This is a genomic window from Pseudomonas sp. gcc21 (assembly GCF_012844345.1).
In the GTDB taxonomy this organism is placed as follows: Bacteria; Pseudomonadota; Gammaproteobacteria; order Pseudomonadales; family Pseudomonadaceae; genus Halopseudomonas.
The window spans coordinates 1,749,354-1,762,873 of the sequence record NZ_CP051625.1 but is presented as its reverse complement, the minus strand read 5'-3'; the positions used below and the strand labels follow the sequence as shown (position 1 = coordinate 1,762,873).

Annotated in this window: 14 protein-coding genes; all 14 read left to right on the top strand. The window is 59.9% G+C overall.

The genetic code is table 11. The annotated features are described in order from the left end of the window. The first annotated feature begins 132 nt into the window (after nt 1-132). The 14 genes from HG264_RS08165 (at nt 133) to HG264_RS08100 (ending at nt 13,483) form a co-directional block, all read left to right on the top strand. Nucleotides 133-594 carry a hypothetical protein gene (locus HG264_RS08165; protein WP_169407200.1) on the top strand — a complete coding sequence of 154 codons (462 nt, stop codon included), beginning with the start codon at nt 133-135 and terminating at the stop codon, nt 592-594. A gap of 350 nt (nt 595-944) precedes the next feature. Beyond that, on the top strand, nt 945-3,668 hold the full coding sequence (gene mbhE, locus HG264_RS08160) for a hydrogen gas-evolving membrane-bound hydrogenase subunit E (protein WP_169407199.1): 2,724 nt from the start codon (nt 945-947) through the stop codon (nt 3,666-3,668). Then, on the top strand, nt 3,668-4,099 hold the full coding sequence (locus HG264_RS08155) for a sodium:proton antiporter (RefSeq protein ID WP_169407198.1): 432 nt from the start codon (nt 3,668-3,670) through the stop codon (nt 4,097-4,099). Before mbhE ends, HG264_RS08155 begins: the two co-directional genes overlap by 1 nt. After that, nucleotides 4,096-5,589 carry a proton-conducting transporter membrane subunit gene (locus tag HG264_RS08150; protein ID WP_169407197.1) on the top strand — a complete coding sequence of 498 codons (1,494 nt, stop codon included), beginning with the start codon at nt 4,096-4,098 and terminating at the stop codon, nt 5,587-5,589. The genes HG264_RS08155 and HG264_RS08150 overlap by 4 nt, the downstream gene beginning before the upstream one ends. Next, nucleotides 5,589-6,068 (top strand): Na+/H+ antiporter subunit E, encoded by a 480-nt coding sequence (locus HG264_RS08145; RefSeq protein WP_169407196.1) that lies wholly within the window; start codon nt 5,589-5,591, stop codon nt 6,066-6,068. Before HG264_RS08150 ends, HG264_RS08145 begins: the two co-directional genes overlap by 1 nt. Then, the gene (locus HG264_RS08140; RefSeq protein WP_169407195.1) at nt 6,065-6,388 is read left to right on the top strand and encodes a monovalent cation/H+ antiporter complex subunit F; all 324 of its coding nucleotides are present in this window, start codon (nt 6,065-6,067) and stop codon (nt 6,386-6,388) included. Before HG264_RS08145 ends, HG264_RS08140 begins: the two co-directional genes overlap by 4 nt. Continuing rightward, nucleotides 6,385-6,741 (top strand): monovalent cation/H(+) antiporter subunit G, encoded by a 357-nt coding sequence (mnhG, locus tag HG264_RS08135; protein ID WP_169407194.1) that lies wholly within the window; start codon nt 6,385-6,387, stop codon nt 6,739-6,741. The genes HG264_RS08140 and mnhG overlap by 4 nt, the downstream gene beginning before the upstream one ends. Nucleotides 6,742-6,935: 194 nt before the next feature. Further along, nucleotides 6,936-9,728 (top strand): monovalent cation/H+ antiporter subunit A, encoded by a 2,793-nt coding sequence (locus tag HG264_RS08130; RefSeq protein ID WP_169407193.1) that lies wholly within the window; start codon nt 6,936-6,938, stop codon nt 9,726-9,728. Next, entirely contained in the window at nt 9,728-10,054 is a 327-nt protein-coding gene (locus tag HG264_RS08125) for a Na+/H+ antiporter subunit C (protein ID WP_169407192.1), read from the top strand. Before HG264_RS08130 ends, HG264_RS08125 begins: the two co-directional genes overlap by 1 nt. Continuing rightward, nucleotides 10,054-11,577, top strand: a complete 1,524-nt coding sequence (locus HG264_RS08120) for a monovalent cation/H+ antiporter subunit D (protein ID WP_169407191.1) — start codon at nt 10,054-10,056, stop codon at nt 11,575-11,577. Before HG264_RS08125 ends, HG264_RS08120 begins: the two co-directional genes overlap by 1 nt. Next, entirely contained in the window at nt 11,577-12,080 is a 504-nt protein-coding gene (locus tag HG264_RS08115) for a Na+/H+ antiporter subunit E (protein WP_372240229.1), read from the top strand. The genes HG264_RS08120 and HG264_RS08115 overlap by 1 nt, the downstream gene beginning before the upstream one ends. Continuing rightward, nucleotides 12,065-12,334 (top strand): K+/H+ antiporter subunit F, encoded by a 270-nt coding sequence (locus tag HG264_RS08110; RefSeq protein WP_169407189.1) that lies wholly within the window; start codon nt 12,065-12,067, stop codon nt 12,332-12,334. Before HG264_RS08115 ends, HG264_RS08110 begins: the two co-directional genes overlap by 16 nt. Nucleotides 12,335-12,343: 9 nt before the next feature. Then, the gene (locus HG264_RS08105; protein ID WP_169407188.1) at nt 12,344-12,682 is read left to right on the top strand and encodes a Na+/H+ antiporter subunit G; all 339 of its coding nucleotides are present in this window, start codon (nt 12,344-12,346) and stop codon (nt 12,680-12,682) included. Between the two features lie 282 nt (nt 12,683-12,964). After that, nucleotides 12,965-13,483, top strand: coding sequence for an Hcp family type VI secretion system effector (locus HG264_RS08100; RefSeq protein WP_169407187.1), 519 nt, complete (start codon nt 12,965-12,967; stop codon nt 13,481-13,483). Nucleotides 13,484-13,520: the final 37 nt, after the last annotated feature.

Genomic DNA, 13,520 nt, shown 5'->3' with positions numbered 1-13,520 from the left:
GCAGACGACCGTTGCGGTTGATTTCTGATCAGTGGCTCCGCTCCGGCAGTCACAAGTGGTAAGAGGTTCACGCAACATCCGGGCAACGAAAGCGTCTAATCTGTCACTGATCTGATGAAAGTGGAGTACACCATGAAGAAACATCTCTGGATGACCTGGCTGTTGGGCGCTCTGCTGGTTCTCGGCGGGTGTGCCAAAGGGCTGACCGGCGATACCTATTCCCGTGAGCAGGCCCGCACCCCGCAGACAGTTCGCATGGGCACCGTCGAATCGGTGCGTTTCGTGCAGATTGAGGGCACCAAATCCGTGATCGGCCCGGGTGCAGGCGCAGCAGTCGGCGGCATTGCCGGCAGCGGTCTTGGCGGCGGTCGCGGCAGCATGATTACCAGCGTGCTGGGCGCCGTAGCAGGCGGCGTTGCAGGGGCTGCGGCCGAGGAGGGGTTCACCCGCAGGCAGGGTATTGAAATTACCGTGCGTGAAGACGACGGGCATACCCGATCCTATGTTCAGGCCGTCTCCGATGACGTGTCCTTTTCCGAGGGTGAGCGCGTACGCATCATGACCGTGAACGGTGAGTCGCGCGTGACGAAGTAGACACTCAAAGGCCAGCTTGATCAGGCACCATGCTCGTCCGCAACGGTCGAGCGGGTGCTTGAGTCGCCTGGGAATGCTGACCCCCACAGAATGATCAGACGCCCCTCATCCATTACCGGCCGGCTTACCACACGCTTCGATTTACGTTGAACTGTATCAAGGTGCTTCAGCCGCCGAAGATTCCCCTCTTATTTATAGCGCCTTTGCGCTCGCCGCATTCAACGGAAATCAGGCCGTTGCCCCCCGACTATCCTGTATGAACAATGGTTGCACTATGACTGCGCAGCATAGCTGCGCGGAACGTTCATGGAGGTTGCGATGACAAGACCCTGCACGACGAAGGCCGGCTGATGCAATTCGGCTTGCTTGCTATCGCGCTGAACGGGCTATGCGCGCCGCTGATCTGGCGTCTGTTGCCACGGCAGGCGCTGTGGCTGCTGGCACTGGTCCCAGCGGGCTGTTTCGCCTGGTTTGTGAGTCTTATCCCGCTCGTCGCAGGCGGAGACATCGTCACTTCCAGTATGGCCTGGGTGCCGTTGCTGGATGTCACCTTTACCTTGCGCCTCGATGGTCTGGCGTTACTGTTCGCCCTGCTCATCACCGGAATAGGCACGCTTATCGTGCTGTACTCCGGCAGCTACCTCAGCGGGCATCCCCATCTCGGTCGCTTTTACGCCTATTTGCTGATTTTCATGCTGGGCATGCTGGGGCTGGTGCTGGCGGACGACATCATGGTGATGTTCGTGTTCTGGGAGCTGACCAGCATCGCGTCCTTTCTGCTGATCAGTTTCGAAAACACAAAGCCCGAGGCCCGTCGCGCGGCGTTGCAGGCGTTGCTGATTACCGCAGGCGGCGGTCTGGCGTTGTTGGCCGGCCTGGTGCTGCTCGGCATAGCGGGGCAGGGCTGGCGGTTTTCCGGTCTTGAAGCGGGAGTGGTGCAGGCCAGCTCGTTATCCCCTGCGATCATGGCGCTGGTACTAATCGGCTGCTTTACCAAATCAGCGCAGGTGCCCTTTCATATTTGGTTGCCCAACGCCATGAATGCACTCACACCGGTGTCAGCTTACCTGCATTCGGCCACCATGGTAAAAGCAGGTATCTACCTGCTGGCACGCTTGAATCCTACTCTTGGCGGGGGCGTTGCCTGGAGCTCGATACTTATTGGTATCGGGGCGTTGACCGCTCTGGTTGGCGCTGTTCTGGCTATTCGCCAATACGATCTCAAGCGCATGCTGGCCTACACCACGGTCGCGGTGCTTGGCCAGTTGACAATGCTGATCGGTACCAACACCACCTATGGTCTGCAGGCATTCGTGCTCTATCTGGTGGCGCATTCCCTGTACAAGGGCGCCTTGTTCATGGCCATTGGTGCGGTGGACCACGCCACGGGTACGCGGGATCTGCGCCGGCTTGGCGGGCTTTTCACAATCATGCCGTTCACCGGCATCGCGGTGGGCCTGGCTGCCTTTTCCAATGCCGGTCTGCCTCCCTTTTTCGGCTTCATCGCCAAAGAGTTCAAGTACTCCGGTCTGATCGAACTGGGTGCTATCGGTTGGGCGGTCACCATCGTAATGATACTGACCAATGCACTGTTATTCGCAGCCGCAGGGTTGATATTCATTCGCGCCTTCCTGGGTCGTCGTCCGCAATATGCCACCGCACCGCATGAAGTATCACCCTTCATGTGGCTCGGCGCGCTCATGCTGGCGATCGGGGGGCTTGGTCTTGGGATCTGGAATCAATGGCCGGAGGCCTGGCTGGTCAACACCGCAGTGGAAGCCATTTCAGCTGGGCCGATTGATGTGAGCCTGTATCTCTGGGGCGGCATTACACCGGCCGTGATTGCCAGCGTTCTGACTATCAGTCTTGGCGTGTTGTTTTATCTGCAAGCTGATCGGGTGCGCTGGTTGGCCAGACAGCTTGACCGCTTCTGGCGGGTTAGCGGCGACTTACTGTGGGACGGCTTCTTGGTGCGGGTGTTTCAGCTGGCGGGTGCGGTGGCGGGTAACTTTCAGCACGGCTCGTTGCGCGCACATGTCGCATTACTAGCCTGCGCCGTGAGTGTGACCATTCTGGGTGGGCTATGGCTGGTGGATGCTCCCCTGTGGCCCAGCGAGTCTCTGGCGCCGCTGTCCTTGCCGGGAATTGTCGGCGCGTTGTTGGCAGCCGGCGGCGCGGCGGGTGCGGCGCTCAAGTCCGGACGCCTGGCGCTGGTGGCTTCGCTGGCGGCCAGTGGTTTGGGCTTGGCGCTGTTCTATCTTTCGGTCAATGCACCAGACGTAGCGCTGACCCAGCTGATGGTCGAGACCCTGACCGTGGTGTTCCTCGCTGTGGTATTACGGCGGATGCCGGGGCTGCCGGCCGTTGGCTCGGGTTCCGGACGCAACCGGCGCTGGCAGGTGATTGCCGCCTGCACCGTGGGTGTTGCGGTGACGCTGCTGATCATGGCGGTCGTCAGTCAGCCGCTCCCAGGCGATATTGCCGAGTGGCTGACCGAGAACAGCTTGCCCGGCGGCTATGGGATGAATGTGGTGAACGTCATTCTGGTGGACTTCCGGGCTATCGATACGCTTGGCGAAATTCTGGTGGTGGCCCTTGCTGCGCTGGCTACATCAACCTTGCTGGGTGCCGGTCAGGCGGCCGACATACGGCCCCGGGGGCTCCCGGAGTTCGGGTCAGTCCTGTTGCGTCAAGGTATGCGGCCACTGGCGGCGATCATGCTCGCGGTATCGCTGGTGGTGTTCTGGCGGGGACACAACTATCCCGGCGGCGGATTCATCGGCGGTCTGGTGGCAGCGACGGGTTTTGCGCTGCTGGTGCTGACGTTCGGACGGGGCATCCAGCGCGGGCTGGGACGGGTGCCGCCGACCACAATCATTGCTGCCGGCCTGGCCTGCGCCATGGGAGCCGGCATCGGCGCGGTCCTGCTTGGTGATTCCTACATGACCAGCCGCTGGGCAGAGCCCTTCGGCGTGAAACTAGGCACGCCGCTGCTGTTCGACCTTGGGGTCTTCCTGACAGTCTTTGGGTCGGTGACCCATATGCTGCGTAACCTGGTCGGGAGGGCCAGCTGATGGAATGGGTCGCGGCAATCACAGCGGGAACCATGGCTGGGCTGGGCATATGGATGATGCTCGATCAACACCTCATACGCGTTGTGCTCGGCATCACAGTGTTCAGCAACGCAATGAACCTGGGCGTACTCGTCGCAGGTCGTCACGCCGGTGATGCGCCGGCCTTCGTTGCGCTTGGTTCGGATACCGCGGGCCTGGCCAACCCGCTGCCGCAGGCGCTGGTGCTTACAGCCATCGTGATTGGCTTCGCACTGTTTGTTTTTGCGCTATCGATACTCAAGCGCACCCACGAACTACATGGCGACGAGGAGACTGATCACGTCAGTGCCGTGGTAGAAGAGCCCGCCCCCGACGGGCAGGAGAATGGCATAGAGGAGGGCGATGAAAGGCCGCCCGCTGAAGCGAAGCCGTCGCCCCGGGGGGCTCAATGAATCTGCTGCTGGTACTGCCGGTACTGCTGCCGCTCACGACCCTGATGCTTTGTCTGCTTGTCCGGCGACGCCTGGCATGGGTCACGCTGATCAGTCTTGCCGGCAGCACACTGCTATTGATTACCGGTCTGTGGCTGGTGTGGATAGCTGCGCAGGGAACCGTGATCACGGGCCAGATGGGCAGCTGGCCCGCGCCCTATGGGATCAGCCTGGTGATCGACCGGTTATCGGCGGTGATGGTCGCCATCACTGGGGTGATTGGACTGGCGACGCTGGTATACATGCATCGCCAGCCGATGGCACAGGAATTTCTGCGCGACAGTCATCTGTTCACTCAGGGGCTGCTGACAGGGATATGCGGGGCGTTCATCACCGGCGATGTGTTCAACCTGTATGTCTGGTTTGAAGTGTTACTTATGGGGTCCTTCGCACTGATATCGCTGGGCGGTGGTCAGCGGCGGCTGGCGGGAAGCATGACCTACCTGGTACTCAACCTGCTGGCTACGCTGTTGTTCCTGCTGGCGGCAGGCCTGGTCTACGGTGCGAGCGGCACGCTGAACATGGGTGAGCTGGCCTTGATCTTCCGCAGCGGCGAGGCAAGTGGTAGCGCGACATTGGGTGTCACGTTGATGCTGCTGGCGTTTTCCATCAAAGGAGCGCTGTTTCCGGTATTCGGCTGGTTACCGGCTTCATATCACGTGGCCTGGGTGCCGGTGTCTGCGCTGTTTGCCGGATTGCTGACCAAGGTCGGCGTGTACGCGCTGATCCGTCTGGTGACTTTGCTCTGGCCTGAGCAGGGCGTGGCGCATGAAGTTCTATTGTGGGTTGCCTGCGCAACGATGCTCGTCGGCGTCCTGGGCGCAGCAGCGCAAACCGAGATTCGGCGCATCCTGTCCTTTCATATTGTCAGCCAGGTTGGCTACATGGTGTTGGGCCTTGCCCTGGCGACACCCCTGGCACTGGCCGGCGCGGTGTTTTATCTGATTCACCATATCGTTGTAAAAGCCAATCTCTTCCTGATTGGCGGTCTGGCATCGCGGTTTACCGGCTCCGAACGCCTGGCGCGGATGGGCGGTCTCTACGCAGCCAAGCCGTTGCTGGCGGTGCTTTTCGCCATCCCTGCCTTGTCATTGGCCGGCATTCCGCCCTTGTCAGGATTCTGGGCCAAGCTGATCCTGATACGCGCAAGTCTCGAGGCAGGTCAGGGATGGGCGGCTTCCTTTGCACTGCTGACCGGTGCCATAACAGTGCTGTCCATGAGCAAGATATGGAACGAGGCTTTTCTCAAGCCACACCCTGACGGGGATCATTGTGAGCACGCGGACCAGGCACCGCGTAGCGCCTGGGTGGTGGTCGCGGTGCTGGCCTTGATGACGGTGCTTATCGGCTTTGGTGCGGGGCCGGCAATGGAGTATGCCTGGGCCGCATCGCTGCAATTAACCGAGGCACAGGCATACCTGCAACGTCCGGCTACGGAGGGCGCACCTTGATGTTACTCACGCACGTACTGAGCGCTGCCTTGCTGGCGTGGGCAACGCTCGGATTGACACCGACCCGATGGCTGCTGGCAATGCTGGTGGTCTACGTGGTGTTCAGGTTGCTGGGCCTGGCAGTGCCAGCGTGCCGGATATATGCGATGCGCGCTGAAGCGGGTGCTCGATTTGTTCCCTGGTATGTCTACAAGATTGTTGCTGCCTCCGTCGACGTTGCGCGTGTAACACTGAACTGGCGCCGGACCGTTTCACCGGCCGTGGTGCGCGTAGCCTTGCAAACGGACGACAAGCGGCTGATCACGCTGATCTGCTGCCTGTTGACGCTCACGCCGGGCACGCTGGCGCTGGATTACCTGGATAGCGTGCTCTATGTACACGTACTGGATACGCAGAGCGCTGAATCGGTCCAGCAATCTGTGGTTGACATAGAGCAGCGCCTGGCTGCCTGGATACACCCGATGGGAGGACAGCTATGACTACTGAACTCTATGGCGCGAGCTGGGTTCTGCCGTTGGCGGGGAGCATTCTGCTACTTAGCGCCTTGATACTGGTGCTCAGGTTGCTGCTGGGTCCGAGCCGGCCTGACCGGGCTGTAGCGGTGGATGCGATGACAATGGTCGGCGTCGCCAGCGTTGCGGTAATGGCGCTTTACCGGGGGGATGCGGAGTTACTGGATGTGGCGGTTGTACTGGCTATCGTCAGCTTTTTCAGCAGCGTCGCCTTCGCTCTGCTGTTCAGCGCTGGTGGCCGTGGCGCGTCCAATCACCCGACCCATGACGAAAGGGCCGACCGATGACGAGCCAGATACTGCCTGTTGCTGCATCGGTATTGGTCCTGCTCGGGGCGTTGCTGAGCTTGCTGGGCGCGATTGGCGTGTGGCGGTTACCGGATGCTTATGCGCGCATGCATTCGGCGAGCAAGGCCGGAGCGCTGGGGGCGATTCTGGTGTTAATGGGTGTGCTATGCGCTACCTCTGGCATGGTATGGATGGAGACCTTGCTGGCAGTATGTGTGCTGCTCATCACGGCGCCCCTGGCGGCCCATGCTATAGCCCGTGCAGGATATATGGCGGGGATTCGACCCAGAACCGGTTCACTTGGCGACGCGCTGGAGGAAGACCTTCAGCGGCCGAAATCCCCGCGGTCCTGAATCACAGCGGCCGCTGCGCCTCTGTCGAACGCCCGGTGCACAGATAGCCGGTATCGGGCTTTGCTGATTGGGGAGTCAAACCATGACAGCTAAACGCTGTCTGTGGATAATGATGCGCCTCCGGGACCTTGGACCGGGAAGGCGAATCCGCCATACGAAGAAGCCTGAAAGGCCATAAACGGAGTGTGTCCCGCATGACCCTGGCGCTTATTGTATTGCTACCTTTTCTGGGCTGTTTTCTGCCCCTGTTGACTGGCGAGCGAGGACGCTCGCTCTGCGCAACAGCCACCATGCTTGCGCCGATCATTGGCCTGGTTCTGTTGTGGCGTCACGTGCCCGATGTGTTCGCTGGCGAGACGGTTGTGCAGAGCTGGCCATGGCTGACCCGCGTGGGGCTGAATCTCAGCTTCCGGCTCGATGGGTTGGGCTTCATGTTCGCCTTGCTGATCATGGGCATCGGGCTGTTGGTGATCCTGTACGCCCGCTACTACCTGTCAAAGAACGACCCGATGGGGCGTTTCTTCGCCTATCTGCTGCTGTTCATGGGCTCAATGCTCGGCGTGGTGCTGTCGGAAAACCTGCTGCTGATGATGTTTTTCTGGGAGCTGACCAGCCTGTCGTCATTCCTGCTGATCGGTTACTGGTCGCATTCCAGCGACGCGCGTAAAGGTGCGCGCATGGCGCTGGCCGTTACCGGCGGGGGCGGGCTGGCCCTGCTCGGTGGCGTGTTGCTGTTGGGTCAGATAGTCGGCAGTTACGAGCTGAGCGACGTACTGGTGGCTGGCGATATCATTCGTGCCCATGCGCTGTATCCGGTGGTGCTGGTTCTGGTGCTGCTGGGCGTGTTTACCAAATCCGCCCAGTTTCCGTTCCATTTCTGGCTGCCCCATGCGATGGCGGCACCCACGCCGGTATCGGCCTATCTGCACTCGGCCACCATGGTCAAAGCGGGGGTGTTTTTGCTGGCGCGGTTGTATCCGGCGCTTTCCGATACCGATCTGTGGTTCTACCTGGTCAGTATTACCGGCATGGTCACCTTGCTGATCGGTGCCTGCACGGCGCTGTTTCAGCATGATCTCAAGGGGCTGCTGGCCTATTCGACCATCAGTCATCTGGGCCTGATTACCTTATTGTTTGGCATCGACACACGCCTGGCCGCAGTCGCCGCGGTGTTCCACATCATCAACCATGCGACCTTCAAGGCTTCACTGTTCATGGCCGCCGGCATCATTGACCACGAGACCGGTACCCGCGACATGCGGCGGATCAACGGCTTGTGGCGCTATATGCCGCATACCGCAACGTTGGCTATGGTCGCCGCGGCAGCGATGGCGGGGGTGCCGCTGCTCAACGGCTTCCTGAGCAAGGAAATGTTCTTCACCGAAACCCTGCAACAGCACCAGTTCGGCAATTTCAGCTGGATCATCCCGCTGGTCGCGACGCTGTACGGCGTTTTCTCGGTAGCCTATTCGCTGCGCTTCATCCACGACGTGTTCTTCAATGGCAAGCCGGTGAATCTGCCGAAGTACCCGCCGCATGAACCGCCGCGCTATATGAAGGTGCCGGTGGAAATCCTCGTGGCACTCTGTTTGCTGGTCGGCCTGTGGCCGGCGTTCACTGTCTCCAGCCTGCTGGCCGTAGCTGCCAGCGCCACGCTGGGTGGCGGCCTGCCGGAGTACAGCCTGTCTGTATGGCACGGCTTCAACCTGCCGCTGATCATGAGCATCGTGGCAATGGTGGTCGGCATCATTGTGTACTTCACGCGCAGACAATTGTTCGGCTGGTATGAACGCCTGCCGGATATGGACGCCAAGCTGGTATTCGAAAACGCGATCCAGACGCTGGTGGGGCGCGCCGGGCAATTCACGCTATTGCTTGAGAACGCATCGCTGCAGCGTTACATGACCTGGATGCTCTTCGCTGCGCTGGTGGTCACTGGCTTCTGGCTGGTACGCCTGCCGGTGTGGCAGGGTGAAGTGGCGATGTCGCCAGTTGACGGCATCACGCTCGTTGGTGCGCTGATTCTGATGATAGCGGCTGGCGCCACTGCACTCATGCATCGGCGCAGGCTGGTCGCGCTGATCATGCTCAGCGTGGTGGGGTTGATGGTCGCGCTGGGCTTTGCGCGCTTCTCCGCTCCGGATCTGGCATTGACCCAGCTCTCGGTTGAAGTGGTGACCATCATCCTGTTCATGCTGGCGTTGTTTTTCCTGCCGCGTTATACCCCGCGCACCTCATCCACTCTGCGTAGTAGTCGCGATGTGATTCTGGCTGGGCTGGCGGGGCTGTTGGTCGGCGGCTTGACCTTCGCCGTGCTGACCCGCCCCTACGACACCATTGCCAGCTTCTTCCTGGAGAACAGCTACAGCGGTGGCGGTGGCACCAACGTGGTCAACGTGATCCTGGTCGACTTCCGCGGGTTCGATACCATGGGCGAGGTCACCGTGCTGGCCATCGCCGCCGTCGCCATTTATGCACTGGTTGACGGGTTGCGTTTACGCATCCCTGAAACTGACATGAACGGGCGCGGTTGGGCGCGAGCCACGCGACCGCTCATGCTGGTTAACCTGACCCGTGTGATTCTGCCGCTCGCGCTGCTGGTATCGGTGTATATATTCTTCCGCGGCCACAACTTGCCCGGCGGCGGCTTCATTGCAGGCCTGATCACCGCCGTGGCGCTGATCCTGCAGTACGTGGGGAGCGGCGAGCAATGGACGACGCAACGCTGGGGCGTGAATTACCACCATCTGGCGGGTATCGGTGTGTTGATTGCCGGCTTGACCGGGCTGGGCAGCTTCGCCTTTGGCTATCCGTTCCTGACCAGCGCCTTCGGTTATTTCCACTTTCCGTTAGTTGGTGAAGTCGAGCTGGCCACAGCAATGCTCTTCGACCTCGGCGTGTATCTCACTGTAGTGGGCGCTACGCTGCTGATCCTCGCCAATATCGGCAAACTGTCCGGAAGCCGTACTGTAAGGGAGACGCTTTAATGGAATTGCTGTACGCCCTGACGCTGGGCATTCTCACCATGTCCGGCGTGTACCTTTTATTGCGCGCACGTACGTTTCAAGTCGTCGTTGGCCTTACCCTGCTCAGCTATGCGGTCAATCTGTTTCTGCTGGCTATGGGGCGCTTGCACACCGGTATGCCGGCGGTATTGGGCAAAGCCGAGCAGTACGCTGACCCCTTGCCGCAGGCACTGGTATTGACTGCCATCGTCATCGGCTTTGCCATGACCGCCTTCGCTCTGGTGCTGGCATTACGGGCGCAAGGCGAGCTGGACAGTGACCACGTCGACGGCAAGGGAGACAATTGATGAATCAATTGCCGATCCTGCCGGTTCTGGTGCCCATGTTCATGGGCGCTTTGTTGCTGCTTATCTCGCGAAGCAGCATGCCGCTCAAACGCGGCCTGTCGCTGATCGCCGTGCTCCTGCAGATACCACTGGCCATCGCGTTGGTAGGGCAGGCCAGTGAAGGGATTGAAGTCTACGCCGCCGGCAACTGGGTGCCGCCATTCGGCATCGTACTTGTCGTCGACCGTCTGGCAGCCTTCCTGCTGCTGGTCACCGCGGTGCTGGCCTCCTGTTCAGTTCTGTATGCGATGCGCGGCGACGATAACCTGGGGCGCAATTTCCATGCGCTGTTCCAGTTTCAGCTGATGGGCATCAACGGCGCCTTCCTGACGGGCGATCTATTCAACCTGTTCGTGTTCTTTGAAATCCTGCTGATCGCGTCCTATGCGCTATTGCTGCATGGTGCGGGCTCTTCACGCGTACGCGCCGGCCTGCACTACGTGCTGCTCAACCTGTTCGGATCAGCGCTGTTTCTGTTGGCGGTGGGTACGCTCTATGGCCTGACTGGCACGCTGAACATGGCGGATATGGCCCTGCGCATCGCCCAGCTGCCTGAAGCAGAAACCCCTTTGATTGGCGCGGCAGGCATGCTGCTGCTTATCGTGTTCGGCCTGAAAGCGGCGATGTTCCCGCTGTATTTCTGGCTGCCACGCGCCTATTCCGCCGCCTCGGCGCCCGTCGCAGCGCTGTTCGCCATCATGACCAAGGTCGGTATCTATTCAATCATCCGGGTCTATTCGCTGATGTTTGGCGAAGGCGAGGGGCCGCTTGCCTGGCTGGTAAATGACTGGCTCTGGCCGGTCGGGCTAGCCACGGTTGTCCTCGCTACGATCGGAGCGCTCGCTGCGAGTACGCTGAACGGCCTGGTCGCGTATCTGGTTGTGTTGTCGGTGGGTATCCTGATGGCCGGCATATCCCTCGCGACAGCTGAAGCACTCACTGCCAGCCTTTTTTACCTGGCGCACTCCACCTGGATCAGTGGTGGCTTGTTTCTGCTTGCCGGTCTGCTGGCGCGCACCCGCGGACCGCGCTATGGTGCCCGGCTCATACCCGGGCCACCGCTACCGAAACTCATGCTGTTCGGTGGCGTGTTTTTCCTGTCCGCCATCTCGATTGTCGGCCTGCCGCCGCTTTCGGGCTTCATTGGCAAACTGATGCTGCTGCGCTCGGCCGGTACCGGGGCTGAAGCCGCCTGGCTGTACGCGGTGGTACTGGGCAGTGGCCTGGTGGTTCTGGTTGCGATGAGCCGGGCGGGGAGTACCCTCTTCTGGCGCAAGGATACGACAGCTGTGCCGGGTGAGCCCATGGATGCGCTGCGCATGACTGCGGTCGTGCTGCTGCTGCTGTGTAGCCCGATGATGGTAGTTTTCGGTGAACCGATAATGGACTATCTGGACGCCGCATCGGCAGAGATATTCAACCCCTCCGGTTACATAGAGCAGGTTATGTCTACCCAGGCAGTCAATCCCGGAGGTGAGCCATGATGACGCCGAGAGCTTTGCTGCCGCACCCCTGGCTAAGCCTGTTTCTGCTTATTGTCTGGCAGCTGATCATGAACGATCTGGGTGCCGGTACGTTGATCATGGGTGCGGTGACGGCCTGGTTGATCCCGTTGCTGACCAACCCGTTCTGGCCCAATCCGCCGACCCTGCACAAGCCTGTGGTGCTGCTTCGATTCACCCTCAGGGTGTTGCTGGACATCGTCACCGCGAACGTTGAAGTAGCCAAACTGATCCTCGGGCCGAATCGGACGCTGCGACCGGCTTTCGTTGAGTATCCGCTCGAGCTGACCAACGATTTCGCCATCAGCGTCCTGGCCAGCACGGTGTCCCTGACGCCGGGTACGGTCTCGTCGGATATCAGCGATGACCGCAAGACACTGCTGATTCACGGTCTGGACGTCGCGGACGCCCAGGAGCTGATCGACACTATCAAACAGCGCTACGAAAACCCGCTGAAGGAGGTATTCGAATGCTCCACAACGTGATTCTTCTGTGTCTGGGCATCATGTCGCTGGCAACAGTGCTGAACATGATCAGGTTGATCATCGGCCCCGATATGCCGGACCGGGTGCTGGCGCTGGATACGCTCTATATCAATGCCATCGCCCTGATCATCCTGTTCGGCCTGTATCTGGATTCCGATCTGTTCTTCGAAGCGGCATTGCTCATAGCGGTGATGGGTTTCGTCGGGACGGTAGCCGTTTCGCGGTACCTGCTACGCGGCGACATCATTGAATAAGGAGTGCTCATGAACGACACCACCTGGATCGAGTGGCTGGTCGCCGCGCTGATTCTGATAGGCAGCGTATTCGCATTGATCGGCTCAATCGGCTTGTTGAAGCTACCGGATTTCTTCATGCGCCTGCATGGCCCGACCAAGGCGACAACGCTTGGGGTTGGCGCGCTGGTAATTGGCTCGCTGATCTACTTCAGCACCAAGGGAGACGGCCTCAGCATGCATGAGCTGCTCATCACCATCTTTCTGTTCATCACTGCCCCGACCAGCGCCAACATGATGGCCCAGGCAGCCATGCACCTGCAGCTGCAACGGGTAGAGCGGACAAAAGGGGAGCCCTGGAAGCAATAGCGATGTGGCAACAAGTTGCGCAGTTTCCTGTGGATAAGTCTGTGCGCAAACTGTTAGCGATCCAGTTTGCGGTGGTGAGGGCTGAGTGCGCAACTTTTTGCGCACCTTGAGCAGGAAGCTGCCCACCGCTTTGTGACCCGCTTCGCGCGGGGACTGGAATGCATTTTCTATTGTTTCGTAAGTGGTTGATTTATGGAGATATTTTTAGCCTGGCACAGCTCTTGATACGTATAGGGTTCCCGGATCAACAAAGATCCACGAACCCAGGCAAGGAGAGCTTTCATGCCAACACCAGCGTATCTGACTATCGAAGGCACCAAACAGGGCCTTATCACCGCCGGCACTTTCACCGAAGATTCTGTGGGCAACATTTTTCAGGAAGGCCACGAAGACCAGATTCTGGTTCAGGCTTTTGATCATCAGGTCATCATTCCACGTGATCCGCAATCCGGTCAGCCCACCGGCCAGCGCGTTCATAAACCGCTGATGATCACCAAGGTGTTCGACAAGTCTTCGCCGCTGCTTTTCAACTCGCTGACCTCTGGCGAGCGTCTCAACAAGTGCCGTCTGGAGTGGTACCGCACTTCAGCCACGGGTACCCAGGAGCACTACTTTACCATCGAGCTGCAGGACGCGATCATCGTTGACGTTCAGTCGCGCATGCCGAACTGCCAGGATCCAAGCCTGTCGCATTTCACTCATCTGGAAGACGTGTACTTCACCTACCGCAAGATCATCTGGACGCACGAAGTGTCCGGCACCTCCGGTTCTGACGACTGGCGCACGCCGATCTCCGCATAATTTTGCGAGAATCACCCATCGACCGGCCCTGCGCCGG

What these genes read in the sequence shown, in the direction of transcription:
- HG264_RS08130 (WP_169407193.1), top strand. Translation starts at nt 6,936, where the DNA reads ATGACCCTGGCGCTTATTGTATTGCTACCTTTTCTGGGCTGTTTTCTG.
- HG264_RS08115 (WP_372240229.1), top strand. Translation starts at nt 11,577, where the DNA reads ATGACGCCGAGAGCTTTGCTGCCGCACCCCTGGCTAAGCCTGTTTCTG.
- HG264_RS08105 (WP_169407188.1), top strand. Translation starts at nt 12,344, where the DNA reads ATGAACGACACCACCTGGATCGAGTGGCTGGTCGCCGCGCTGATTCTG.
- HG264_RS08140 (WP_169407195.1), top strand. Translation starts at nt 6,065, where the DNA reads ATGACTACTGAACTCTATGGCGCGAGCTGGGTTCTGCCGTTGGCGGGG.
- HG264_RS08165 (WP_169407200.1), top strand. Translation starts at nt 133, where the DNA reads ATGAAGAAACATCTCTGGATGACCTGGCTGTTGGGCGCTCTGCTGGTT.
- HG264_RS08145 (WP_169407196.1), top strand. Translation starts at nt 5,589, where the DNA reads ATGTTACTCACGCACGTACTGAGCGCTGCCTTGCTGGCGTGGGCAACG.
- HG264_RS08110 (WP_169407189.1), top strand. Translation starts at nt 12,065, where the DNA reads ATGCTCCACAACGTGATTCTTCTGTGTCTGGGCATCATGTCGCTGGCA.
- HG264_RS08125 (WP_169407192.1), top strand. Translation starts at nt 9,728, where the DNA reads ATGGAATTGCTGTACGCCCTGACGCTGGGCATTCTCACCATGTCCGGC.
- HG264_RS08155 (WP_169407198.1), top strand. Translation starts at nt 3,668, where the DNA reads ATGGAATGGGTCGCGGCAATCACAGCGGGAACCATGGCTGGGCTGGGC.
- HG264_RS08100 (WP_169407187.1), top strand. Translation starts at nt 12,965, where the DNA reads ATGCCAACACCAGCGTATCTGACTATCGAAGGCACCAAACAGGGCCTT.
- mnhG (WP_169407194.1), top strand. Translation starts at nt 6,385, where the DNA reads ATGACGAGCCAGATACTGCCTGTTGCTGCATCGGTATTGGTCCTGCTC.
- mbhE (WP_169407199.1), top strand. Translation starts at nt 945, where the DNA reads ATGCAATTCGGCTTGCTTGCTATCGCGCTGAACGGGCTATGCGCGCCG.
- HG264_RS08150 (WP_169407197.1), top strand. Translation starts at nt 4,096, where the DNA reads ATGAATCTGCTGCTGGTACTGCCGGTACTGCTGCCGCTCACGACCCTG.
- HG264_RS08120 (WP_169407191.1), top strand. Translation starts at nt 10,054, where the DNA reads ATGAATCAATTGCCGATCCTGCCGGTTCTGGTGCCCATGTTCATGGGC.